The 22,950-nt window shown below is 73.1% G+C and carries 20 protein-coding genes and 1 pseudogene; 10 read left to right on the plus strand and 11 right to left on the minus strand.

Annotation, left to right across the window (positions count from 1 at the left end; translation table 11 throughout):
• Positions 1-13: 13 nt before the first annotated feature.
• The 3 genes and pseudogenes from AB0F56_RS11595 to AB0F56_RS11605 all read left to right on the plus strand — a co-directional run.
• A pseudogene (locus AB0F56_RS11595) lies at positions 14-106 on the plus strand (DUF397 domain-containing protein); the annotation flags it as partial.
• 121 nt (positions 107-227) lie between these two features.
• Positions 228-2,522, plus strand: coding sequence for a VCBS repeat-containing protein (locus AB0F56_RS11600; protein WP_362007100.1), 2,295 nt, complete (start codon positions 228-230; stop codon positions 2,520-2,522).
• A 176-nt stretch (positions 2,523-2,698) separates the two neighbouring features.
• A complete protein-coding gene (locus tag AB0F56_RS11605) occupies positions 2,699-4,687 on the plus strand; it encodes a protein kinase (RefSeq protein WP_362007102.1) in 1,989 nt (662 codons plus the stop codon).
• Here AB0F56_RS11605 and AB0F56_RS11610 read toward each other — a convergent pair.
• Positions 4,676-5,080, minus strand: a complete 405-nt coding sequence (locus AB0F56_RS11610; protein ID WP_362007103.1) for a Zn-ribbon domain-containing OB-fold protein — start codon at positions 5,078-5,080, stop codon at positions 4,676-4,678. The genes AB0F56_RS11605 and AB0F56_RS11610 overlap by 12 nt on opposite strands.
• On the minus strand, positions 5,080-5,529 hold the full coding sequence (locus AB0F56_RS11615) for a DoxX family membrane protein (RefSeq protein ID WP_362007105.1): 450 nt from the start codon (positions 5,527-5,529) through the stop codon (positions 5,080-5,082). Before AB0F56_RS11615 ends, AB0F56_RS11610 begins: the two co-directional genes overlap by 1 nt.
• Positions 5,530-5,735: 206 nt before the next feature.
• On the opposite strand from AB0F56_RS11615, the gene AB0F56_RS11620 reads away from it, so the two are divergent.
• From AB0F56_RS11620 to AB0F56_RS11635, 4 genes are all read left to right on the plus strand, one after another.
• Positions 5,736-6,899 (plus strand): NAD(P)/FAD-dependent oxidoreductase, encoded by a 1,164-nt coding sequence (locus tag AB0F56_RS11620; RefSeq protein WP_362007106.1) that lies wholly within the window; start codon positions 5,736-5,738, stop codon positions 6,897-6,899.
• A gap of 259 nt (positions 6,900-7,158) precedes the next feature.
• Positions 7,159-9,390 carry an acetate--CoA ligase family protein gene (locus AB0F56_RS11625; RefSeq protein ID WP_362007108.1) on the plus strand — a complete coding sequence of 744 codons (2,232 nt, stop codon included), beginning with the start codon at positions 7,159-7,161 and terminating at the stop codon, positions 9,388-9,390.
• A gap of 22 nt (positions 9,391-9,412) precedes the next feature.
• The gene (locus AB0F56_RS11630) at positions 9,413-10,198 is read left to right on the plus strand and encodes an enoyl-CoA hydratase-related protein (protein ID WP_362007109.1); all 786 of its coding nucleotides are present in this window, start codon (positions 9,413-9,415) and stop codon (positions 10,196-10,198) included.
• Positions 10,199-10,390: 192 nt separating this feature from the next.
• A complete protein-coding gene (locus tag AB0F56_RS11635; RefSeq protein WP_362007853.1) occupies positions 10,391-10,969 on the plus strand; it encodes a flavin reductase family protein in 579 nt (192 codons plus the stop codon).
• Between the two features lie 4 nt (positions 10,970-10,973).
• Here AB0F56_RS11635 and AB0F56_RS11640 read toward each other — a convergent pair whose 3' ends face one another.
• Positions 10,974-11,270 carry a hypothetical protein gene (locus AB0F56_RS11640; protein ID WP_362007112.1) on the minus strand — a complete coding sequence of 99 codons (297 nt, stop codon included), beginning with the start codon at positions 11,268-11,270 and terminating at the stop codon, positions 10,974-10,976.
• A 124-nt stretch (positions 11,271-11,394) separates the two neighbouring features.
• Between AB0F56_RS11640 and AB0F56_RS11645 the strand changes: the two genes are divergently transcribed.
• Positions 11,395-11,946 (plus strand): DinB family protein, encoded by a 552-nt coding sequence (locus tag AB0F56_RS11645; RefSeq protein WP_362007855.1) that lies wholly within the window; start codon positions 11,395-11,397, stop codon positions 11,944-11,946.
• Here AB0F56_RS11645 and AB0F56_RS11650 read toward each other — a convergent pair.
• The 5 genes from AB0F56_RS11650 to AB0F56_RS11670 all read right to left on the minus strand — a co-directional run bounded on the left by AB0F56_RS11650 (position 11,921) and on the right by AB0F56_RS11670 (position 17,302).
• Entirely contained in the window at positions 11,921-13,168 is a 1,248-nt protein-coding gene (locus tag AB0F56_RS11650; protein ID WP_362007858.1) for an MFS transporter, read from the minus strand. The two genes, AB0F56_RS11645 and AB0F56_RS11650, sit on opposite strands and share 26 nt — an antisense overlap.
• A 156-nt stretch (positions 13,169-13,324) precedes the next feature.
• Entirely contained in the window at positions 13,325-14,182 is an 858-nt protein-coding gene (locus AB0F56_RS11655) for a hypothetical protein (RefSeq protein WP_362007114.1), read from the minus strand.
• Positions 14,179-15,399, minus strand: coding sequence for a DUF2306 domain-containing protein (locus tag AB0F56_RS11660; RefSeq protein ID WP_362007116.1), 1,221 nt, complete (start codon positions 15,397-15,399; stop codon positions 14,179-14,181). Before AB0F56_RS11660 ends, AB0F56_RS11655 begins: the two co-directional genes overlap by 4 nt.
• Before the next feature lie 108 nt (positions 15,400-15,507).
• The gene (locus AB0F56_RS11665; protein WP_362007118.1) at positions 15,508-16,023 is read right to left on the minus strand and encodes a helix-turn-helix transcriptional regulator; all 516 of its coding nucleotides are present in this window, start codon (positions 16,021-16,023) and stop codon (positions 15,508-15,510) included.
• Positions 16,024-16,084: 61 nt separating this feature from the next.
• Positions 16,085-17,302, minus strand: a complete 1,218-nt coding sequence (locus AB0F56_RS11670) for an MFS transporter (protein WP_362007861.1) — start codon at positions 17,300-17,302, stop codon at positions 16,085-16,087.
• A 90-nt stretch (positions 17,303-17,392) separates the two neighbouring features.
• Between AB0F56_RS11670 and AB0F56_RS11675 the strand changes: the two genes are divergently transcribed.
• Positions 17,393-18,400 (plus strand): helix-turn-helix domain-containing protein, encoded by a 1,008-nt coding sequence (locus AB0F56_RS11675; RefSeq protein WP_362007120.1) that lies wholly within the window; start codon positions 17,393-17,395, stop codon positions 18,398-18,400.
• A gap of 28 nt (positions 18,401-18,428) precedes the next feature.
• On the opposite strand, the gene AB0F56_RS11680 is transcribed toward AB0F56_RS11675, so the two are convergent.
• The 3 genes from AB0F56_RS11680 to AB0F56_RS11690 form a co-directional block, all read right to left on the minus strand.
• Positions 18,429-19,685 (minus strand): MFS transporter, encoded by a 1,257-nt coding sequence (locus AB0F56_RS11680; RefSeq protein WP_362007123.1) that lies wholly within the window; start codon positions 19,683-19,685, stop codon positions 18,429-18,431.
• Positions 19,686-19,715: 30 nt separating this feature from the next.
• The gene (locus tag AB0F56_RS11685; RefSeq protein WP_362007124.1) at positions 19,716-20,777 is read right to left on the minus strand and encodes a Zn-dependent alcohol dehydrogenase; all 1,062 of its coding nucleotides are present in this window, start codon (positions 20,775-20,777) and stop codon (positions 19,716-19,718) included.
• 103 nt (positions 20,778-20,880) lie between these two features.
• Positions 20,881-21,795: an SDR family oxidoreductase gene (locus AB0F56_RS11690; RefSeq protein ID WP_362007126.1), complete on the minus strand. Its 915-nt coding sequence runs from the start codon at positions 21,793-21,795 to the stop codon at positions 20,881-20,883.
• Positions 21,796-21,897: 102 nt separating this feature from the next.
• On the opposite strand from AB0F56_RS11690, the gene AB0F56_RS11695 reads away from it, so the two are divergent.
• A complete protein-coding gene (locus tag AB0F56_RS11695) occupies positions 21,898-22,860 on the plus strand; it encodes a cyclase family protein (protein ID WP_362007128.1) in 963 nt (320 codons plus the stop codon).
• Positions 22,861-22,950: the final 90 nt, after the last annotated feature.

Here is a 22,950-nt window from a genome sequence, read left to right on the forward strand (position 1 = left end):
CGTGGCCGAGAGCCACGTCCGCGACTCCAAGAACCCCCACGGCCCCCAGCTCGCCGTCGCCCCCGGTGCCTGGGCGGCGTTCGTCGGGTTCGCGTACCGGGGCTAGCGGGCGGCGGCACCTCCCCGTCACCGGGATGTCGTTTCCCGTACAACCGAACGGCATCCTCGGCGGTCGAACCGGGCGTGGGCGCAGTCTGCGCCCGGTACCTCTGGGGGAGGAACACATCTTGACCCACGCACGTCGTACGAACCGTCGGCGGCTCGGCGCGGCGATCACCGCCGTGCTGGCCGTCACCGTCGGCATGCCGGCCGTTCCGGCCGTCGCATCACCGGCCGCCGGTCCGGCGGCGACCGCGGCGGCCGCACGGGAACAGGCCGTCGTGCCGTTCCCGGCCGGCTCCGAGATCGCCGGTGCGGGGACCACCGGCTTTCTGAGCAAGAAGGCCGACGGGTACCGCTGGACGCGTTACGCGGACGGCAGGTCGACCCTCGTGTCGAAGGGCGCCACGCTCGGCGCCGTCTCGGACGTGGTCGCGACCCGTACCGGTGATGTCGTCAAGCTCCAGGACATGTCCACGAGCGCGACGCCCGTCGAGATCGACCTGAAGGGGCTGGGGGGCACCTACAGCGAGTTCGGCGCGGTCGGTTCGACGCTGCTTGCGACGACCGTGAACGAGAAGGGCGTCAAGGAGGTCCACCTCCTCGGCTCCGCCGACGGCACGGTCTCCAACCGCACGGTCACCGGTCTGCCCGCCGAGGCCGACGGGTTCACGCTGTCGTCCGCGCTGCCGGGCAGCGCGCTGCTGACGTACACCATCGGCCCGGAGGTGGGCTGGAAGAAGGTCTTCGTCGCCGTGGTGGATCTCGCCACGGGCGCCGTCACCGACACCTACGAGAAGACCAGGCCGATCCCCTGGGAGGCGTCCGCCGCCCTCTCGCCCACCCACCTGGCGTGGGTGGAGCACAACATGGACGCGACGCAGCCCCGAGAAGTGGTCGTCACCGACCGGAAGACCGGCGAGGAGAAGCGTTACCTCGTGGGCCCGGCGGACGGCCTCAAGGTCGGCCTGGTCGGAGGCTGGGTGACGTACGGCGAGGATGCCACCGACCCGTACGACCGCCGGATCCCGTTCACCGCGCGGCCCGTGGCGTCCGGAGCCGAGAAAGTGCTGCTGGACCACGTCACGAGCGTCACGACCGCGCCCGACGGCAGCCTGCTGGTGCGCGGCGGCTCGGTGGCGGACGGCGAGGGCCTCTACCGCGTCACCGCGGGCAGCGGCGGCGCCCCCACCACGGAGCTGGTGGCGAGCACCGGCGAGGAGACCGGGCTCACGCTGCTCGGTGAGAGCATCCCCGACGTCATCGACCTCGACCAGAACCGTGGCATCGTCCCGCTGGAAATGAAGCTGAACCGGCGCAACGTCCACCTCTACTTCGAACTTGCCCGGCCTGGATCCCTCGGCCAGATGATGTTCGAGTGGAGGTCGTGGACGACCGTCAAGGACGGCTTCACCGGCCCTGGAACCGTCGGCCTCACCTGGGACGGAAGCCGTGACGACGGGTACGGGGAGGCCACCTCCCGGGGCGCCGCGTACAACGGCGACTACGAATGGGTCATGCGCGCCACCCCGGCCGACGGCGTCGGCCCCGTGGTGGAGGTGACCGGCAAGCTCACGGTGGTCCGTAAGCCCGCCCCGCACGACTTCACCAACAACGGTTCGCCCGACCTGGCAGCCGTCGACGCCGACGGCGATCTGGTCATGTACGACAGCGACTACCGTGACGGGAGCACATGGCCCGTCGGCTGGCCCGGGTACCCGACAGAAGGCGGTACCGGCTGGAACATCTACGACCGGGTCGTCGCCCCCGGCAACCTGGGCGGCTCGCCGGACGCCGACCTCGTGGCCCGGGACAGGAGTGGCGGGCTCTGGCTCTACCCGAAGAACGACAAGAGATACCCCAACTTCCTGCCTCGCGTGAAGATCGGCACCGGCTGGGGCATCTACGACAAGATCGTCGGCGGCAGCGAGCTGACCGGTGACGGCAAGCCCGATCTGCTGGCCACCGACAAGGCGGGCGACCTGTGGCTCTACCCGGGCACCGGCAACGTCAGCGCACCGCTCGGGCCCCGCAAGAAGGTCGGCGGCGGCTGGGGGATCTACAACCAGATCGCCGCCGTGGGGAACATCGCCGGCGCTCCGGCGGGCGACCTCGTCGCCCGTGACGCGGCCGGTGTCCTCTGGCTCTACCTCGGCAAGGGCGACGGCACGTTCGCGTCGCGCGCGAGGATCGGCGGCGGCTGGAACGCGTACAAGCAGGTCGTCGGGGTCGGCGACGCCACGCGGGACGGGCGTCCCGACCTGATCGCGTACGTCCCCGGGGTGGACGACAAGAACCCGATGACGACGGACCCGAAGGGGCAGCTGTACGTCTACGAGAGCACAGGTGACTGGCGCGCTCCCTTCCGCCCGCGTTCCGCGTCCTGGGACCCCGTCGACTGGGGGAACGCCACCGTCTTCTGACCGGCACCCCCGCTCCGACGCCCCACCCCGGTGCCCGGCGCTCCTCGCGAGTCCGGGCATCGGGCGTTCCCCGGGAAGTTCGCTCCGAAAGCGCCCGCCCCACGCCAACTATCCGTACGATTCTGTGACTTGAAGAGTGGTGCGGAGCGCAGGATAGCCTCGCTATCCTGTTGATCATGCAGGGGGATGCAGACTTCAACGCGCGCTTGGACGGCAGCGGCGCCATACCGCTCGAACCGGGGGACCCCCGGCAGATCGGCGCCTTCAAGCTACTCGGCGTACTCGGCTCCGGAGGCATGGGGCGGGTCTATCTCGGCGCCGTGCCCGGGAAGTTCGCGGCGGTCAAGCGCGTCCTGCCCGTGCTCGCCGAGGACGCCGACTTCCTCAACCACTTCGGGCACGAGCTCGACAACCTGGCCCGGCTGCCCGGCGGGGCCAGTGTGCGGCTGCTCGCGAGCGACCGGACGGCGAAGCCGCCGTGGTTCGCGACCGAGTACATCCCCGGCGTCACCCTCAACGAAGCCCTCAGGCTGAACGGCGGGCCGCTGCCCACCGAGGCTCTGTGGCGGCTGCTGCGGGAGGCCGCGGCCGGGCTGCGGGCGGTGCACGCCGCCGACATGGTGCACCGGGACCTCAAGCCGTCCAACGTGATGCTCACCTCCGACGGTCTCTCGCTCATCGACTTCGGCGTCGCGCGCGCGGCGGACCAGAGCCGCCTCACCAGGACCGGCATGGTCATCGGAACGCCCGCGTACATGGCCCCCGAACAGGCGGTCGCCGACCCCCAGTTGACCGGTCAGGCGGACGTCTTCGCCCTCGGCAGCCTGCTGCTGTACGCGGCGACCGGCCGCCCTCCCTTCGGCGACGGCTCCGGGCCCGGCATGCTCTACCGCGTCGTCCACGCGGACCCCGACTTCGGGCGGCTCGCGGAGACCGCCCCCGCCCTGGCCCACCTCGTCCGCTCCTGCCTCGCCAAGGACCCCGCCGCCCGGCCGACCGCCGCCGAGGTCGTCGAGCTGACGGAGGACTACGCCGACGACACCCCCTGGCCGGCCGCCGTCATGGCGCCCGTCGAGGCACGGGACGCGTTCGCCGCGACCGCGCCCACGGCCGAGGAGCTCGCCGAACTCGCGGACCCCACAGCCGGCGAGGAGGCCGGGGGCGCCGATTCCGTCCAGGACATCGGGACCGTGGCGCTCGTGCAGCGCGACTCGAAGGAGCCGTCGACCGCGGGCGCCGACGCGGCGGCCGTCACCGGCCCCAGCGCCGCCGGCCGGCGGCCGGAGCGACGCAATCGGTTCGTCATGCTCGCCGTCCCCGTCTTCGTGGCCACCAGCACCACCCTGGTCGTCGCCCTCGGCCCGTACCAGATCGGCCGGCAGGGCGGCGGGCCCGATTCCTCGGCGGCGGGGCCGTCCGCCACCTCCTCGCAACCGGCGCCCGGCAACTCCGCGCCGACGAACGTGAACCCGTCCTCCTCCACGTCGCCCTCCGCGTCGGGGTCGTCCGCGCCGGGGTCGCCCTCGGGGCAGCCGTCGGGGCCGGGCGGTTCCGGTGCCGCCGCCGGTGGTGCGGCGGCCGGCGGTGGGGCCGGCGGCGCGGCGGCGGGTGGCACCGGCACCGTACCGGGCGACGGCGGAGGGGGCGCCGCATCGGGCGGCGGCTCCAACCCCTCGGGCGGCGGGGGCTCCGACCCGTCCGCCCCGAAGACCACGCGCCCCGCGCCCCCGCCCTCCGGCGGCGGCTCGACGCCCTCGGGGACGTACTCCCTGGAGAACGTCTCGAGCGGCGAGTGCGTGGTCGAGTACAACCCGGGGTACGGCATCTTCGCCAACACCCACGAGTGCGGTTCCGTGCCCAACAACAGTGGCACCGCCTCGTACGCCTGGACCTACTCGGCGGGGGCGAACGGCACCTTCCGGCTGGTCAACAAGAAGACCGGGCGCTGCCTCCAGGCGGGCGGGAACCCCGGCGGCGTCGGCGTCGAGACCTGCAACGGCACCAGCAAGCAGTCGTGGAAGATCCACACCACGACGTCCTCCGGCCGGACGATCATGAACGTGAGCAACGGGGAGTGCATGATCGTCGGACCGCCGTTCCTGACCACGTACGCCTGCGATTCGGGCGACCGGGCTCAGCTCTGGCGGAACATCTCAGCGCTCTGAGGACGCGCGGAAGACGGGGACTCGGGTCTCACCCTCCGTACGGAACGTGACCTCCAGGGCCATCCCGATCCGGAGTCCCCCCTCCGCCACCCCCACCACCTCGGTCATCATCCGCGGGCCCTCGGCGAGGTCGACCACCGCCGCCACGTACGGGACGCGTGCGCCGAAGGGGGGCAGGTCGTTGCGGTGGACGACCGACCAGGTGTAGAGCGTCGCCCGGCCGCTCGCGGGCTCCCAGCTCACGTCCTCGCTCCAGCAGTGCGGGCAGAACTCGCGCGGGTAGTGGTGCGCCCGGGCGCAGCCGGCGCAGCGCCTGAGCAGCAGGCGGCCTTCGCCCGCGGCCTCCCAGTAGGGGCGGGTGAAGGCGTCGATGTCGGGGTCGGCGGCCGTCATCAGAAGAGTCCGATCGCGTGGTCGAGGGACCAGGTCTGCCAGGACAGGGCGAAGAGCGCGACGAGCGAGATCAGCGCCATCATCGCGTTCTGCCCCTGCTCGGCCCAGTCGTGGATCATGAGGACGAGGTAGAGGAGGTTGAGGAGCAGGCCGCCGACCAGGGCGATCGGGGTGAGGAAGCCGAAGATCAGGCCGAGGGCCAGGGCGAGTTCGGCGTAGACGACGACGTACGCCATCAGCTTGGGGCGCGGGGCGACGATCGACTCGAAGCCGCGCTTCACGAACGGCCAGCGGTGCTTCCCGGCGACGTCGGCCGCCCAGGCTATGCCGGTGCCGCGCTCGAACCAGCCCTTCTTGTCCTTGTGGCGCCAGCTCTCCAGCCACCACAGGCCGAGGCCGATGCGGAGGACGGCGAGCCATTCGGCGCCGGTGAGCCAGACGGTCTGCATCGGCGATACCTGCCCCTCCCGAGATCCGACCGATTCCGTTGAATCTGACGGTACGTCAGTTGTGGACGCCAGTTCAGCGGATGGGACTCCGGCCGCGCAAGACCCCCGCACGCCTTCATGGATTCCACCCAGGCGTGACCGTTTCGCAACCGAACCCCCTCTTGACCGAGACCCAACAAGTGAGCAGCTCGTTACGCTGAGCACTCATGGCCAACACCCCCCAATCCAGACCCGATCACCCGGTATACGTCATCGGGGGCGGGCCCGGCGGGCTCGCCGTCGCCGCCTCGCTGCGCGCGCAGGGCGTCCGGGCCGTCGTCCTGGAGAAGTCCGACGCGGTCGGCGCCTCCTGGCGCTCGCACTACGACCGGCTGCGGCTGCACACGACCCGCCGGCTCTCCGCGCTCCCGGGCCTCCCGATGCCCCGCTCCTTCGGACGCTGGGTCGCCCGCGCGGACGTCGTGCGGTACCTGGAGAAGTACGCCGACGTGCACGAGCTGGAGATCGTGACCGGCGTCGAGGTCGACCGCGTCGAGCGGGCCGGCGAGGACTGGCTCCTGCACGCGACCGGCGGGCGCCGGCTGACCGGGCGGGCCGTGGTCGTCGCCACCGGCTACAACCACACCCCGCGCCTGCCCGAGTGGCCGGGCCTGGACTCGTACGGCGGCGAGCTCGCCCACGCGAGCGCGTACCGCAACCCCGCCCCGTACGCCGGCCGTGACGTCCTCGTCGTCGGCGCCGGGAACACGGGCGCCGAGATCGCGGCCGACCTCGTCGAGGGCGGGGCGGCGCGGGTACGGCTCGCGGTGCGCACGGTCCCGCACATCGTGCGCCGCTCGACGGCAGGCTGGCCCGCCCAGCGCACCGGCATCCTGGTGCGACGCCTTCCGGTACGCCTGGTGGACAAGGCGGGCGAGCTGATGGCGCGCGTCGCCGTACCGGACCTCTCCGACCACGGACTGCCCCGCCCCGACACCGGGCTGTACTCGCGGGTGCGCGAGGGGGCGATCCCGGTGCAGGACGTGGGCCTGATCGACGCGGTGCGGCAGGGCAAGGTGGAGATCGTGAGCGCGGTCGCCTCCTTCGACGGCGACAAGGTCGTCCTCGCGGACGGCTCGGCGATCACCCCGGACGCGGTGATCGCGGCGACGGGCTACCGCCGCGCCCTGGAGCCGCTCGTCGGCCACCTCGGCGTCCTGGACGAGCGGGGCCGCCCGACGGCGCACGGGGCGCGGACGCCGCGCGAGGCGCCGGGGCTCTACTTCACCGGGTTCACGAACCCGATCAGCGGGATGCTCCGCGAGATGGCGATCGACGCGGAGCGGATCGCGCGGGCGATCGGGAAGGCGTCCGCCCGGTCCGCCGGGTAGTCGGCGCGGGCGATCGGGGTGGCACCCGCGCCCGCCCGCACCCTCCCGCGTCCACCCTCGCCCGCCCGCACCCTCCCGCGCCCGCCCGTCGGCGGCGCGTCCGCACGGTGGGCGACGCCGGCGATCAGGAAGGCGCGCAAGGCGACAAGCGCTTCCTCTCCCGAGATCCTCACGTCCCGACCATTCCTGACTTGCCGTCAGTTCTGTAATCTGACTGAGCGTCAGGTAATCGTGATGGGCGGAAGGGTGGAGCGGAACGATGCTCGGATCGACTCACGGCACCTTCACCACCGATCTCCGCGCCCGCGTGGTCGCCTGCGGCGAGCACCCCGGGCCGAGCGGTCACGTCGTGCACGGCGTGACCGCCGTCCAGGGCGACGTGGACGTCAGCGGGCGGCCGTTGCACGCGGCCGTGCCGGACCTCGACCGGTTCTTCCGGCCCGGGTCCGTCGCCGTCGTCGGGGCCTCCGACGCCGAGGGGCGGCCCAACACCGGGATCACGCGGCAGCTGATCGCCTGGGCCGAGCGGGTCGGCGCCCGGCTCGTACCGGTGCACCCGACCCGTACGACCGTGTTCGGGATCGACTGCGTACCGTCCGTCGGCGAGCTCGCCGAACCCGTCGACCTCGCCGTCCTGCTGGTCGCCGACCCGCTCCCCGTGATCGAGGAGCTCGCCGAGGCCAAGGTGAGGTTCGCGGTCGCCTTCGCCTCCGGGTTCGCCGAGACCGGCGACGCGGGGGCCGCCGCGCAGGAACGTCTCACCGACGCCGTACGGCGCTCCGGCATCCGCCTCCTCGGCCCGAACACCAACCTCAACGCCTTCGAGCGGTTCAGGGGCGACCTCGACGGGCCCGCGATCGCACTCATCACGCAGTCGGGCCACCAGGGACGGCCCGTCCACACTCTCCAGGAGCTGGGGATACGGCTCTCCCACTGGGCGCCGACCGGCAACGAGGCCGATCTGGAGACCGCCGACTTCATCTCGTACTTCGCGACCCGGCCGGAGGTGGGGGCCATCGCCTGTTACGTCGAGGGGCTCAAGGACGGCCGCTCCTTCCTCCTCGCCGCCGACCGCGCGGCCCGCGAGGGCGTGCCCGTGGTCGCCGTGAAGGTCGGGCGGACCGAGACCGGCGCGCGGATGGCCGCGTCGCACACCGGCAAGCTCACCGGTGCGGACCAGGTCGTGGACGCGGCGATGCGCCAGTACGGCGTGATCCGGGTCGACGGGCTCGACCAACTCCAGGACACCTCCGCCCTGTTGGCCCGCGCGCGCAAGCCGGTCGCGGACGGCGTCGTCGTGTACTCGATCTCCGGCGGCACCGGCGCGCACTTCTCCGACCTGGCCACGGCGGCCGGACTCCACCTGCCCACCCTCCCCGAGGCCAAGCAGGACGAGCTGCACCAGTGGATACCGGAGTACCTGAACGTCGCGAACCCCGTCGACAACGGCGGCCACCCGGTCGGCGACTGGCGCGGCCGGAAGATCATCGACGCGATCCTCGCCGACCCGTCCGTCGGCGTCCTGATCTGCCCCATCACCGGCCCCTTCCCGCCCATGAGCGACAAGCTCGCGCAGGACCTCGTGGAGGCGGCCGAGACCACCGACAAGCTGGTGTGCGTGGTGTGGGGGTCGCCGGTCGGAACGGAGGCGGCCTACCGGGAGACCCTGCTCGGCTCCTCGCGCGTCGCCACCTTCCGTACGTTCGCCAACTGCATCGGGGCCGTCAAGGCCTACCTCGACCACCACCGCTTCACCACCGCCTACCGCTCCCCCTTCGACGAGGCCCCGCGCACCCCGTCCCCGTCCTTCCGCAAGGCGCAGGCCCTGATGCGGCCGGGCCGGCAGCTCAGCGAGCACGCGGCGAAGCAGCTGCTCCGGGCGTACGGGATCCGGGTGCCGCGCGAGCAGCTGGTGACGAGCGCGGCGGCGGCGGTCCGGGCGGCCGGGCTCGTCGGCTACCCGGTGGTGATGAAGGCCTCGGGCGCGCAGCTCGCCCACAAGACCGAACTCGGCCTGGTGAAGGTCGGCTTGACCTCGGCGAGCCAGGTCCGGGACGCGTACCGGGAGCTCACCGACATCGCGCGCTACGAAGGGGTGGACCTCGACGGGATCCTGGTCTGCCAGTTGGTGGGGCGCGGGGTCGAGATGGTGGTGGGCGTGACCCGCGACCCGCTCTTCGGCCCGACGGTCACGGTGGGGCTCGGGGGCGTCCTGGTGGAGGTCCTGAACGACGCGGCCGTGCGCGTGCCGCCGTTCGGCGAGGACCAGGCCAGGGACATGCTCGGGGAGCTGCGCGGGCAGGCTCTGCTGAAGGGCGTACGGGGAGCTCCGCCGGCGGACGTGGACGCGCTGGTCGAGGTCGTGCTGCGGGTGCAGCGGATGGCCCTCGAGCTGGACGGCGACCTCGCCGAACTGGACATCAACCCGCTGATGGTGCTGCCCCGGGGCCAGGGCGCGGTGGCGCTCGACGCGCTCGCGGTGTGCCGCTGAGGAGACCCTTGAGGAGACCTTCATGACCGACGTCCTGCACACCGTCGAGAACGGCGTCTCGTGGATCACGCTCAACCGGCCCGAGGCGATGAACGCGGTCACCTGGGACCAGCGGGAGCGGATCATCGCGCTGCTCGGGGAGGCCTCGGCCGACCCGGACGTACGGGCGGTGGTCCTGACGGCCACGGGCCGGGGCTTCTGCGCGGGCGCGGACCTGCGGGGCACGCCCGCGTCCGGGGACCGTGTCCCGGGGGACGTGGCGCGGACGATCCGGCTGGGGGCGCAACGGTTCATCGCGGCGGTCATGGACTGCGAGAAGCCGGTGATCGCGGCGGTCAACGGGACGGCGGCCGGGATCGGGGCGCACCTGGCGTTCGCGTGCGACCTGGTGCTCGCGGCGGAACCGGCCAGGTTCATCGAGGTGTTCGTACGCCGTGGCCTCGTACCGGACGGCGGCGGGGCGTACCTGCTGCCCCGGCTGATCGGGCCGCAGCGGGCGAAGGAGCTGATGTTCTTCGGCGACGCGGTGACGGCGCCCGAGGCCAGGGAACTGGGCCTGGTGAACCGGGTGGTGCCGGCCGAGGAGCTGGAGAAGACCGCGCGGGAATGGGCCGAACGCCTGGCCCAGGGCCCGACGCGGGCGCTCGCGCTCACGAAGCAGCTGGTGAACGCCTCCCTGGACTCCGACCGCACCGCCGCCTTCGCGGCGGAGGCGGCGGCGCAGGAGATCAACATGACGACCCGGGACGCGAACGAGGGCGTGGCGAGCTTCGTGGAGCGGAGGACGGCTCGGTACGAGGGGCGTTGAGCCGTCCCCGAGTCAGGGCCCGGAGGTCGTCGGCAACGCGGCACGTGGCGGCCGGATCACGGGCGCCTCGACCGGTTCACCCGATCAACACGGCCCTGTACCCGCCATGCGGTGGACGGGGCCCCCTCGGCACACGGGTTCCTATCTGACGGATCGTCAGCTTCAATGGGGGACATGATGGGACACGCTGGGATGGCGGCCACCGCCGTCCGATACCTCAGGTCGGCCGGATCGCCGACGGCCGTCGAAGCGCTCCCGCGGCCCCGGCTGCGGGCGGTCGGGGAGGACGAGCGGCTGCTCGTGGACCCCGCCGAGTTCCGGCGCGTCCTCGGGCACTTCGCGAGCGGGGTCACCGTCGTGACGGCCCTCGATCCCGACGGCCCGACCGGCTTCGCCTGCCAGTCCTTCGCGTCGCTCTCCCTCGACCCGCCCCTGGTGGCCTTCATGGTCGCCCGTACGTCGACGACCTGGCCCCGGCTCGCCCGGGCGGGGGTCTTCTGCGTGAACGTCCTGGGCGCGGACCAGCGGGAGCTGTGCCTGGGCTTCGCGAAGAGCGGCGCGGACAAGTTCGCGGGGGTGCCCTACGACGCCGCCCCGGCGACGGGCTCCCCCCGCCTGGCCGGCGCCCCGGCCTGGATCGACTGCACGATCGCCACCGTCCACACGGGCGGCGACCACCTGATCGTGGTGGGCCGGGTGGAGGCCCTGGGCGCGGGCGAGGGCGAGCCGTTGCTGTTCCACCGGGGGCGGTTCGGGCGGTTCAGCGGCTAGAACCTCAGGCCGCGGGCCGGCGGCGGGAGCGGAGCAGGAGCACGCCCTTCACGGCGTAGCCGACGCCGATGACCGCGGCGCCGACGAGGGTGAGCCAGAACCAGCGGTCCCCCACCAGCAGGGCCAGCATCACGCCGGCGAAGAGCACCATGCCGCCGACGGTGTCCAGCAGATCGAGCCGTGCCCCGGTGCGCGCCGCGGCGTCGGCTCCGCGCAGCCGGCGGACGACGGTGACGAGGCCGAGGGCCTGGAAGACGGCCAGGCCGAGGGCGATCCATACAGCCCAGTCGGGTATGTCCATGGCGCGAACCATATCTTCCGCCCTGGCCCGGGCCGAGCATCGGCAAGACGAACTCCTGGTGGCTGCGCGGCGATCGGAGCCCTGGCTAGGGTCGGCGTCCATGACCGAGAACACGACCGAAGCCATGACCGAGCCCACGACCGAGACCTGGCCCGAACCCCCGCTCGCCGGCAGTGAGGCGGCTGCCGTCCTCGGTGCGCTCGAACGCCAGCGGGCCACGCTGGCCTGGAAGTGCTCCGGCCTGGACTCCGCCGGCCTGCGCGCCACCGTCGGCGCGTCCGCCGTCACGCTGGGCGGCCTGCTCAAGCACCTGGCGCACATCGAGGACAGTCACTTCGCCCGGCTGTGGCTCGGCACGCCCGTCGGCGCGCCCTGGGACGCCGTCGACTGGGAGACCACGCCCGACTGGGACTACCGTTCCGCCGCCGACGACTCCCCCGGGCAGCTGCTCACCCTCTGGCGGGAGTCGGTCGCCCGTTCCCGTGCCGTCGTCGACGAGGCGCTCAGCACGGGCGGCCTCGACCAGCTCGGCGCCTTCACCACCCGGAGCGGCGAACGCCCCAACCTCCGCCGCATCCTCCTGGACCTCGTCGAGGAGTACGCCCGCCACGCCGGTCACGCCGACCTCATCCGCGAATCCGTCGACGGGCTCACGGGCGAGGACCCGCCTCGGTGACCAAAGTGGGCCGGCGGCGGATGACCAGGGCCATCAGGGCCGCTGCCGCGCAGAGGGCGCCCGAGGCGTACCAGACGACGTCGTAGGAGCCGAAGACGTCACGGGCCACGCCGCCCGCGAAGGCGACGGCCGCGGCGCCGACCTGGTGGGAGGCGAGGACCCAGCCGAAGACGATCGCGCTGTCCTCGCCGTAGTGCTCGCGGCACAGGGCGATCGTCGGCGGGACGGTGGCCACCCAGTCAAGGCCGTAGAAGACGATGAAGAAGAGCATCGGCGGGTGGACCGTCGGCGCGAGCAGCATCGGCAGGAAGAGCAGGGACACGCCCCGCAGCGCGTAGTACACCGCCAGCAGGCGGCGCGCTTCGAAGCGGTCCGTGAACCAGCCCGAGGCGATCGTGCCGACGACGTCGAAGACCCCGATCACGGCGAGCAGCCCGGCCGCCGCGGTGATCGGCATGCCGTGGTCGTGGGCGGCCGGTACGAAGTGGGTCTTCACCAGGCCGTTCGTCGAGGCCCCGCAGATCGCGAACGTACCGGCGAGGAGCCAGAACGGGCCCGTACGGGCCGCCTTGAGGAGGACGGTCACGGCCCGCCGCGCCGCGCCCGTGACCGGGGCGGGCTTCGGGACGTACTCCCCGCCGTACGGGGCGAGGCCCACGTCCGCGGGGTGGTCACGGAGCAGCAGCCAGACGAAGGGGACGACCGCGAGGGCGGAGAGCGCGACGGTCACGGCCGCCGGGCGCCAGCCCTCGTTCTCGACCAGCCAGGAGAGCAGCGGCAGGAAGACCAGCTGGCCCGACGCGCCGGCCGCCGTCAGGATCCCGGTCACCAGACCGCGCCGCGCCACGAACCACCGGTTCGTCACCGTCGCCGCGAACGCGAGCGCCATGGAGCCGCTGCCGAGACCGACCAGGATGCCCCAGTACAGGACGAGTTGCCACGGTTCCGTCATCCACACCGTGAGCACCGAGCCGAGCGCGATCACGCTCAGCGCGACCGCGACGACCTTGCGGATGCCGAAGCGGTCCATCAGCGCGGCGGCGAACGGTGCCGTCAGGCCGTAGAGCGCGAGGTTCACCGACACCGCGAAGCCGATCGTGCCGCGCGACCAGTCGAACTCGCCGTGCAGCGGCTCGATCAGCAGCCCCGGCAGCGAGGCGAAGGCCGCCGCCCCGATGATCGTGACGAAGGTGACGACCGCGACGAACCACGCGCGGTGGATGCGGGGTGTGCGGGAGGACTTGGAGGTGGGGGTGGGGGCGGGGGCGGGGGTGAGCGGCGCGTTGGTGTTGGTTGTCTGGGGCACGTCACACAGCTTCCTGGGACGCACCCCTCCCCACCATTGGCCCGAATGACAGCTTTCGCAAGGATCGGGACATCAGGCCGCCCGTTCGGCCGTTGCCCGTCCCCACAGCATCCTGCCCGTCACCCCGGTCACCAGCAGGCCCGCGAGCAGCACCACCAGTGAGAGCCCCGGGCCCGACGACCACCGCACGTCCGGCGCGTGGACGGCGAGGACCGCGCCCGCCGCGAGCGCCACGGAGGGGACGGCGAGCAGGGCCGGGCGGAGGCGGGCCAGGTCGTCCTCGGCCAGCGCGCCGAGCACGCCGACTCCGAGCGAGAGCGCCCACACCCCCAGGCCCTGCGCGTCGGCGCGGTTCACCGGCCACGGCACGAAGGCGGACCAGAAGCCCGGAAGGACCAGCAGGCCCGCGCCGATGCCCGACCACCCCGAGCCGAGGACCGCGAGCGCCGGCTTCGACCAGCCGGGGAGCGGGGCCGCGCGCTCCGGTGGCCCGGACCGCGGGCGCCGGTACTGGAGTACGAGACACAGCACCGCCCAGGCGGCGAGCGCCCCGAGCGTCGCGACCCAGCCGAGGCTGAAGAGGACGAGGAAGAGCGAGCCGCCCCGCGCCACCCACAGCGCCTCGCCGTTGACCACGCTCACCACGAACAGGCCCACGAGCACGACCGCCAGGGGCAGGACGAGCGTCCGCGCCTCCTCCCAGACGCGCGCCCGGCCGACCGTGAACAGCGCGGGCGCCACGCCCACCATCGCCGCCCCGACGAGCCCGGGGCTGAGCGCCTCGGGAGAGGTCCAGGCACCGGCCGCGTACCCGACCATGCTCGCGACGGCGAGAAGCGCGCCCGCCATGAGGCTCACGACGGCCACGACGTTCGCCAACAGCACGATGCCCGGGGCCAGTTCGCGCCCCGCACTCCCCGCTCGGGTCATGCCTTCACCGCACCCTCCGCCGCCTCCGCCGTACCCGCCGCCTCCGCCGCCTCCGCCGTCCCCGCCGTCCCCGCGTCCTCCCCCGCCCGCGGCCGCTTCCGCCGCGCGAGCACCTCGCGGCCGTGCATCACCCGCAGGCTCACCATCCAGGTCGCCGCGAACGCCATGACCCCGCAGCCGATGGCCACGCCCGCGACGAGGGACGTCCACGCGTCGAGGTGGACGAGCCGTTCCAGTACGAGGGTCGCGCCCGCCGAGAACACCGGGGCCAGGCAGAGCGCGGCGAGGTGCAGCCGCCACTCCTCGCGCGGCCACGCGGCGCCCCGCCGCCCCGCGCGCACGTGCCGGGCGGCCATGACCGCGTACGTCACGGCGTACGGGACCAGGTACCCGAGGAGCAGCCGAGGCCCCTCCGGCCCCGGGCCGTCCAGGAGGGCGAAGGTGATCCAGGCGAGCCCCGCCGCGCCCGCCACGTGCGCGGCGACGAGGACGGGCGTCGGGCACCAGGTGCCCTCGACGCCGGGGACGGTGGTCCGCCGGTCGAGGGCGCGCGAGGCGAGCAGCGCCCCGAACACGACCACGGAGCCCAGGTGCATGACCGCGATCCGGTTGATCTCGGCCATGGAGAGACCGGGGAACAGCCAGGGCAGGCCGCCCCATTCGAGCCGGAGCAGGGGCGCGGTCATCAGGTAGCCGTAGCAGAGCAGCATCCACCGCTGGTGCAGGTCCGGGAAGCGGGCGAGGGCCGCGAGGACGCCGAGGGTCACGCTGCCCACGGTGCCGACGAGGATCGTGGCGAGGACGACCCAGAACGCGGCGCCGCTGAACGCGTCCTCAGGTGCCGTACGGGCCAGATAGAGCGCGGCGCCCGCCATCGAGGCGTACACGGTGACCGCGAACACGGTCCCGGCGACCCGGTGCAGCCGGCGCCTGCGGCGGACGGCCGAGAGGTACTGGACCGGGCCGAGCAGCATGAGCAGGCCGCCCAGGACCGAGTGGACGATCAGCGGGACGAGGCTGCGGCCGTACGGTCCGATCCGGTCCTTCACGACCTCGGCGACGTACTCCGGCGACACCATCCGGCCCATGATCCACTCGCCGAAGGCGGGCGCCCCGGGCGAGGCGTACGGCCACAACTGGGTCATGGCGACCGGCGCGTACGCCACACAGCTCACGGTCACCGCGACGACGGCGACCCTCCCCCACCGCACATCCATCAGCCGCTCCCTCGCGCCTTCGCGGATAGTCCTTTCTGGACTATGGAGGAAGGTAGAGGCGGGTGTTACCGGCGGTCAACGGTCTGCACAGAGGTCAGGACACGAAGGTCACGACTCGCGCTCTTCCACCCACTGCCAGAAATCGACCATCATCCGCTCGTACCGGATGCCGAACTCCAGCGCCTCCCGCTGCCCGCGCGTCAGCAGCTCCCCCACGCTCGCCGCGAGCCCCTCGTACTCGTCCAGGGTCCGCCGGTGCTCCTCGACCTGGACCGGGGCGTGCACGCGCGGGCTCGCCCCGAACCAGAGCTTGAGGATGCCCCGTTCGCGCGCCTCGACCGGGACGAACGCGGGGTCGGCGAGCCAGCCGGCCAGGGCCTCCGCACCCGCCTCCGTGAGCCGCATCAGGCGCCGGTTCCGCCCGCCCGGCTGCCGCGCCTCGGAGAGCAGACCGGCCTCCACGAGGCGGTCGCACTGGGCGTAGACCTGCGCGTGCGGCATCGACCAGAAGGGCGCCACCGTGCGCGCCGCCTCCACCTTCACGTCGTACGGGCTGGCCTCGCCGAGCTTGTCGATGATGCCGAGCACGAGGTACGAGGGCGTGGTCAACCGGACTTCAGACATGCGGGGACCGTACCGGCAGTCGCGGGGGCCACGCCCTGGCTACGCCCGGGGCAGCGTCCGGCTACGCCCGGGGCAGCGTCCTGATCGGCCGGACCACCAGCAGGGCCACGACCACCAGGACCGCGATCACCGCCCCCGCCAGCAGAACCTGCTCCGTGCCGACCGCCTCCGCGACCGGGCCCGCGAGCGCCCGGCCCGCGGCCATCATCAGGAGCGAGCCCGCCACTTCGTACGCGTGCATCCGGTTCAGCGCGTCCTGCGGAACGTGCGTCTGGACCGAGGTCGACCACATCACCAGCCAGAACGCGAAGGCCGCGCCGCCCAGGACCTGCCCGAGCGCGAGTACGGCGACGGGCGCGCCGAAGCCGAGCAGGGCGAGGTTGACCGGCAGGCCGAGCAGGGCGACCGCGCCCGCAGCGAGCGGGCGGCGGGGCCGCAGCCGCAGGGCGAGCAGCCCGCCGGCCGCGTTGCCCGCGCCCGCGACGGCCATCAGCCAGCCGTACGTGGCCGAGCCGTGGTCGCCGGTCACCAGGGTCGCGGTCAGCGGCACCATCGGCCCGGCGACCGTGAACCCGTACACCGTCCAGATCGCGATCACGCCCCACAGCCACCTCCGGGCCGTGAACTCCCGCCAGCCGACGGCCATCTCGGCCCGCAGCGAGCCGCGCCGGACCGAGTCGGCGGGCAGGGCGGGGAGCCGCATCAGGGTGAGACAGACCGCGCTGACGGCGAAGGTCGCGCCGTTGAGACCGAAGGCGGCGCCCGCGCCGCCGGTGAGCGCGACGAGGACGCCCGCGACGGCCGGGCCCGCCATGGTCATCAGCGACTCGACGACCCGCAGCACGGCGTTGGCGCGCTGCACGTCGGGGGCGATGCGCGGGATCGTGGACGCGACTCCGGGCTGGAAGAGCGCGGCGCCGATGCCGCTGAGGGCGCTCAGCGCGTACACCGCCCAGAGGGGCGGGCTGCCGAGGGCGAAGGCGACGGCGAGGACTGCCGCGCCGGGCAGCCGCATCAGGTCGGCGAGGACCATCATCCGGCGGGCTGTGAACCGGTCGGCAAGGACCCCGCCGACGATGACGAACAGCGCGAAGGGCCCGATCCAGGCGCCGAGGGCGTAGCCGACGGAGGAGCCGGGGTACCCGGCGCCGAGCAGTCCGGCGGCGAGGGCGACGGGCACCATGCCCTCGCCGAAGACGGCGGCGGCGCGGGCCACGAAGAAGAGCCGGAAGTCGCGATTCCATAGGGCGGGGGCCTCGACAGGAACGGTGCCGGGAATGGCACCCCGACCGCCGGACTTGTACTCGTCGAAGTGGTCGCGGCTGTCGGTCTGCTTGTCCGTCGTCACGGCTCCGACTTCTAGCAGCAAATGGTCTGGACCACCAAGGGATTTTCTGTGCCGCACCGTATCGCCGTCCTGGCCCTGCCCGGCCTCCTCCCCTTCGAGCTGGGGATTCCCCACCGGATCTTCGGCCGCGCCAAGGACGCCGGGGGCCGGCCGCTGTACGAGATCGTCACCTGTGCGCCGGTCGCGGGCCCGGTCCCGACGGACGCGGACTTCGCGATCCAGGTGGAGCACGGCCCGGAGGCGCTCGCCACCGCGGACACGGTCGTCGTGCCCGCCTCGTACGAACTGGGCCCGGTGTACGACGAGGGCCGGCTGACCGACGAGCTCGCGGCCGCGCTCGCGCACATCCGGCCCGGGACCCGGCTCGTCTCCATCTGCACGGGCGGGTACGTCCTCGCCGCCGCCGGATACCTCGACGGGCGGCCCGCCACCACGCACTGGGCCTCGGCCGCGCACTTCCAGCGGCTCTTCCCGAAGGTGCGGGTCGACGCGGACGTCCTCTTCGTCGACGACGGGGACGTGCTGACCTCGGCGGGCGTCGCGGCCGGGATCGACCTGTGCCTGCACATCGTGCGCCGGGACCACGGGAGCGCCGTCGCCAACGAGGTCGCCCGCAGGACCGTCGTACCGCCGCACCGGGACGGCGGGCAGGCCCAGTACATCGAGCGGCCGCTCCCCGAGGCCGGGGCGTCGACGACGACCTCGGCGCGGGCCTGGGCGCTCGCGCATCTGCACGAGCCGATCGTGCTGCGGGACCTGGCGGTGCGGGAGTCGATGAGCGTACGGACGTTCACGCGCCGCTTCCGCGAGGAGGTCGGCATCAGCCCCGGTCAGTGGCTGACCCAGCAGCGCGTCGAACGGGCCCGCCACCTCCTGGAGTCCACGGACCTGCCGGTCGACCAGGTCGCCCGCGACGCCGGCTTCGGTACACCGCAGTCGCTGCGGTCCCACCTCCAGTCGGCGATCGGCGTCACACCGACGACGTACCGGCGGACATTCCGGACGGGTGCGGCGGCGAGCCCGGCCTGATCGACGAGACACCCCCTCCGGACACGACCTAGGCACCGGCGGTACGCGCGGAGTCGGCACCGGAGCGGTCCGGGCATGCCGCGTCGTGGGCGCCTTCATCCGCCGCACGCGCGTCCAGGCGGGCCCTGCGCCACTCGCCCGCCGCGCCGATGGCGGTCAGGAGCAGGGTCAGGGCGACGCCGCAGAGGATCGCCGTGGAGGGGGCGACGACCTTCAGGAGGCCGCCGGCGAGGGTGCCGCTCGCGGCGTAACCGGCGCCGACGGCCGCGTACATCACCGAGTAGCCGGCGGCCAGGGCGTTCGGCGGCAGGATCTGGCGGAGGGCCAGGTTGCGGGAGAGCATCGCCGGGGCCTGGAGCAGGCCGGCGAGGACGAGCGCGGTCGCGATGGCGCCCGCCCAGGGCAGGACGGCGACGAGCGCGACTCCCGTGGAGACGCCCAGGATGAGGAGCGCGCTCTGTACCGGCAGCGAGCCGGGCCAGCCGCTGCGGAGCCCGTACACGAACGCGCCGACCGCCGAGCCGATCGAGAACCCGGCCAGCAGGGGCCCCGCCCAGCCGATCCCGATCGCCCGCTGTTCGAGGAGCGCGGGGAGGATCAGTTCGGCGAGGGCGAGCAGGGTCAGGCCGGCCGCGCCGGTGACGTAGACGGGCCAGGCGCGGGTGAGGACGCGGCGCATCGGCTCGCCGGGGCCGCCCTTCGACTCGACGTGCCAGCCGGCGGGCAGCGCCCAGAGCCCGGCGACGGCGGCGGCCATCAACCCGCCCTGGAGCAGCAGCGGTACGCCCGGGCCGACGCCGAGGGCGAGGCCGGTCGCGAGGGCGGGGGCGGCGGCCCAGATGCCGAAGGTGAGGACGGACTCCATGGAGAGGGCCTGGGTGACGGCCTTCTCCGGGACCATGCCGGTGAGCAGGGCGCGCAGCCCGCCGGGGGCGGCGCCGGGGCCTGCGCCCGCGAGGAAGGCGAGGGCGCCGAGGACGGCGGGGTGCGCGGTCCCGGCGAGCCCGAGGCCGAGGCCGGTGAAGGCGAGGGCGCCGACCGCGAGGCCGACGGCGAGGTGCGGCCGGGCCCGTTCGGCGTCGAGGCGGATGCCGAGGACGGGCGCGGCGACGATCTCGCCGAGGACGTACGCGGCGGCCAGTACGGCTCCGAGGGTGTAGCCGCCGGGCCGCTCGCGGACCAGGAACACGAGCGCGAGCGGCGCCATCGCGACCGGCAGCCGGGCCGCGACGGCGACGGCCGACCAGACGAGGACGGGGCGGGTGACGATGTCGCGGTAGGCCATGACCCTGACCGTAGTGAAGACCTCGCCGCCTTAGAAGGTCAGCACCCCCCGGGCGACCTTGCCCTGCTCGGCGTCCTCCGCGGCCCGCGCGAACTCCTCCACGGGGTACGTGGCGGTGACGAGTTCGTCGAGGAGGAGGCGGCCCTCGCGGTAGAGGTCGGCGTAGAGCGCGATGTCCTTCTGCGGGCGGGAGGAGCCGTAGCGGCAGCCGAGGATGGACTTGTCGAGGAACATCGCGGCGGGCGGGAAGCTCGCCTCGGCGGTGGGCGCGGTCATGCCGAGGAGGATCGCCTGGCCGTGCCGGTCGAGCAGGTCGATCGCCTGCCGGACGAGGCCGACGTGGCCGACGCACTCGAAGACGTGGTCGGCGCCGGTGGGGAGGATGTCCCGTACGCCGTCTCCGTCGGCCGAGGTCAGGAAGTGGGTGGCGCCGAAGCGGCGGGCGGTCTCCTCCTTGGCGGGGTTGGTGTCGACGGCCACGATCGTGAGCGCGCCGGCTATCCGGGCGCCCTGGAGGACGTTGAGCCCGATGCCGCCGGTGCCGATGACGACGACGGTCTCGCCGCGGTCGACCTTGGCGCGGTTGAGGACGGCGCCGACGCCGGTGAGGACGCCGCAGCCCATGAGGGCGGCGGAGGTGAGCGGGATGTCCTTGGGGATCTTCACGGCCTGGACGGCCTTGACGACGGTCCGTTCGGCGAAGGAGGAGTTGGAGGCGAACTGGTAGAGCGGCTGGCCGGTGCCGCTGCGGGAGAAGGGCTGCTTGGGCATCCCGATGGCCTTGCGGCACATGGTGGGCCGGCCGCGGTCGCAGTCGGCGCAGGCGCCGCAGTTGGCGAGCGTGGAGAGCGCGACGTGGTCGCCTTCGGCGACATGGGTGACGCCGGGGCCGACGGCCTCGACGACTCCGGCGCCTTCGTGTCCGAGGACGACGGGGGCGGGGAAGGGGATGGTGCCGTCGATGACGGCGAGATCGCTGTGGCAGAGGCCGGCGGCGGCGACGCGCACGAGCACGTCCCCGGGACCGGGCTCCCGAACCTCCAGGTCGTGCACGACCTGAACCTGCTTACCGTCGTAGACGACACCTCTCATGACCGTGCTCCTCCCATGTGCGTGGGGAGGGGGACCTCCCCTCTCCCGCTTCGCCCGTTGCGGGCATGCGTTCCGCCGGGGCGGCACCCACCCCGCCCCACCGCTACCCGTTGGGCCTGGCCCCCTCCGCTGCCGCCCTCGCCATCTCCTCCAGGCGGGCCAGCATCGGCATCGGGTCCACGCCCACCGTCCCCGGGAGGAAGTCCGCGATGCGTTCCGGGGTCCAGGCGCCGGACTCCGCGTAGCCGGCGCGCAGTTCCCGCGGCTGGGCCCAGACCGCGATCTTCGGGCCCGCGATCGTGTAGACCTGGCCCGTGATCCGTTCCTCGCGGGCCCGGTCCGAGAGCAGGTAGACGACCAGTGCCGCCACGTCCTCCGGTTCGCCGATCTCCTTCAGCTCCATCGGGACGTTCGCCGACATCCGCGTCCGCGCCACCGGCGCCACCGCGTTCGCCGTGACCCCGTACTTGTGCAGGCCGAGCGCAGCGCTCCGCACCAGCGAGATGATGCCGCCCTTCGCCGCCGAGTAGTTCGCCTGCGCGACGGACCCCTGGTGGTTGCCGCTCGTGAAGCCGATCAGCGTTCCGGCGCCCTGCTTGCGCATCACCGCCGACGCCGCCCGGAAGACCGTGAACGTCCCTTTCAGGTGCGTCGCGACGACCGGGTCCCACTCCTCCTCGGACATGTTGAAGAGCATCCGCTCGCGCAGGATCCCCGCCACGCACACGACCCCGTCGATCCGCCCGTACTCCGCGAGCGCGACATCGACGATCCGCTGTCCGCCCGCCATCGTCGAGATGTCGTCGGCGACCGCGACCGCCGAGCCCCCCGCCGCCTCGATCTCCTTCACCACCCCCAACGCGACCTCCGACGTGGGCTCTCCGCCCTCGATGGAGACCCCGTAGTCGTTGACGACGACCTTCGCGCCCTCCGCCGCGCACGCGAGGGCCACCGCGCGGCCGATCCCGCGCCCCGCGCCCGTCACCGCCACGACCTTGCCTGCCAAGAAGTTCCCCACGCCCGGCCCCTTCCCGCACTTTCTGACGGTCCGTTAGATTCGTTCGTCAGCTGGATTCTACGACCCGTCAGATACCGGAGAACAAGACCCGCGGAGGCCCCGATGTCAGATCCCGCGTCCCAACCTTCAGTACCTCCGTCCCAACTTCCCGTCGCATTCCATGACATCGCCAAGCGCGTCAACAACTGGGGCCGCTGGGGCCAGGACGACGAGATCGGGACGCTCAACCTCATCACCGACGACGTCGTACGGGACGCCGTCGCCACCGTCCGCTCCGGTCACCGCGTCCCCCTCGCCCTCGACCTCAAGCAGGACGGCGTGCAGACCGGCATGATCCCCGGCCGGGTCAACCCGCTCCACGTCATGGTCCAGATCAACCAGGAGCTCTTCGGCCCCGGCACCGTCGCCACCAGCGACGATGCCGTGACCTTCGGCCTTCAGGCCGCCACCCACTGGGACGCCCTCACCCACGTCTCGCACTCCGGCAAGATCTACAACGGCCGCCCCGCCGCCACCATCACCCCGCACGGCCGCTCCGAGTACAGCGGCATCCACACTGCCCGCCACATCGTCAGCCGCGGTGTCCTCCTCGATGTCGCCGCCGCCAAGGGCCTCGACCGGCTGCCCGGCGACCACGCGGTCACCCCCGAAGACCTCGACGAGGCCGCCGAATTCGGCCGGGTCTCCGTCCGGGCCGGCGACATCGTCCTCGTACGGACCGGGCAGATCCAGCAGTACCTCGCCGGGGACAAGCACGGTTACGCGTTCCCGTCCCCCGGCCTCTCCGTCCGTACGCCCGAGTGGTTCCACGCCCACGACGTCGCCGCCGTCGCCAACGACACGCTGACCTTCGAGATCTTCCCGCCGGAGATCGAGAACCTCTGGCTGCCCGTGCACGCCCTCGACCTGGTCGAGATGGGGATGCTCCAGGGGCAGAACTGGAATCTGGAAAGTCTGTCCACAGCCTGTGCACAGCGCGAGCAGTACGCGTTCCTGCTCTCCGCGATGCCCGAGCCCTTCGTGGGCGGTACGGGCACACCGGTCGCACCGGTCGCCGTGCTGTGAGCTGGTGAGCCTGTGCTGGTGAGCCTGCGAGCTACGGGTGGCGGCGCACTCGCGCGCGCCCCGAGCACGGCACGACCCGCCGCCACCCGG

Origin of the sequence: Streptomyces sp. NPDC026092, assembly GCF_040638605.1 — a bacterium.
Classification (GTDB): Bacteria; Actinomycetota; Actinomycetes; order Streptomycetales; family Streptomycetaceae; genus Streptomyces.

Bases quoted from the DNA above. Each gene is read 5' to 3' on its own strand.
- AB0F56_RS11605 (WP_362007102.1), top strand. From the start codon at position 2,699: ATGCAGGGGGATGCAGACTTCAACGCGCGCTTGGACGGCAGCGGCGCC.
- AB0F56_RS11610 (WP_362007103.1), bottom strand. From the start codon at position 5,080: ATGACGGCCGCCGACCCCGACATCGACGCCTTCACCCGCCCCTACTGG.
- AB0F56_RS11615 (WP_362007105.1), bottom strand. From the start codon at position 5,529: ATGCAGACCGTCTGGCTCACCGGCGCCGAATGGCTCGCCGTCCTCCGC.
- AB0F56_RS11620 (WP_362007106.1), top strand. From the start codon at position 5,736: ATGGCCAACACCCCCCAATCCAGACCCGATCACCCGGTATACGTCATC.
- AB0F56_RS11625 (WP_362007108.1), top strand. From the start codon at position 7,159: ATGCTCGGATCGACTCACGGCACCTTCACCACCGATCTCCGCGCCCGC.
- AB0F56_RS11630 (WP_362007109.1), top strand. From the start codon at position 9,413: ATGACCGACGTCCTGCACACCGTCGAGAACGGCGTCTCGTGGATCACG.
- AB0F56_RS11635 (WP_362007853.1), top strand. From the start codon at position 10,391: ATGGCGGCCACCGCCGTCCGATACCTCAGGTCGGCCGGATCGCCGACG.
- AB0F56_RS11640 (WP_362007112.1), bottom strand. From the start codon at position 11,270: ATGGACATACCCGACTGGGCTGTATGGATCGCCCTCGGCCTGGCCGTC.
- AB0F56_RS11645 (WP_362007855.1), top strand. From the start codon at position 11,395: ATGACCGAGCCCACGACCGAGACCTGGCCCGAACCCCCGCTCGCCGGC.
- AB0F56_RS11655 (WP_362007114.1), bottom strand. From the start codon at position 14,182: ATGACCCGAGCGGGGAGTGCGGGGCGCGAACTGGCCCCGGGCATCGTG.
- AB0F56_RS11660 (WP_362007116.1), bottom strand. From the start codon at position 15,399: ATGGATGTGCGGTGGGGGAGGGTCGCCGTCGTCGCGGTGACCGTGAGC.
- AB0F56_RS11665 (WP_362007118.1), bottom strand. From the start codon at position 16,023: ATGTCTGAAGTCCGGTTGACCACGCCCTCGTACCTCGTGCTCGGCATC.
- AB0F56_RS11675 (WP_362007120.1), top strand. From the start codon at position 17,393: ATGGTCTGGACCACCAAGGGATTTTCTGTGCCGCACCGTATCGCCGTC.
- AB0F56_RS11680 (WP_362007123.1), bottom strand. From the start codon at position 19,685: ATGGCCTACCGCGACATCGTCACCCGCCCCGTCCTCGTCTGGTCGGCC.
- AB0F56_RS11685 (WP_362007124.1), bottom strand. From the start codon at position 20,777: ATGAGAGGTGTCGTCTACGACGGTAAGCAGGTTCAGGTCGTGCACGAC.
- AB0F56_RS11695 (WP_362007128.1), top strand. From the start codon at position 21,898: ATGTCAGATCCCGCGTCCCAACCTTCAGTACCTCCGTCCCAACTTCCC.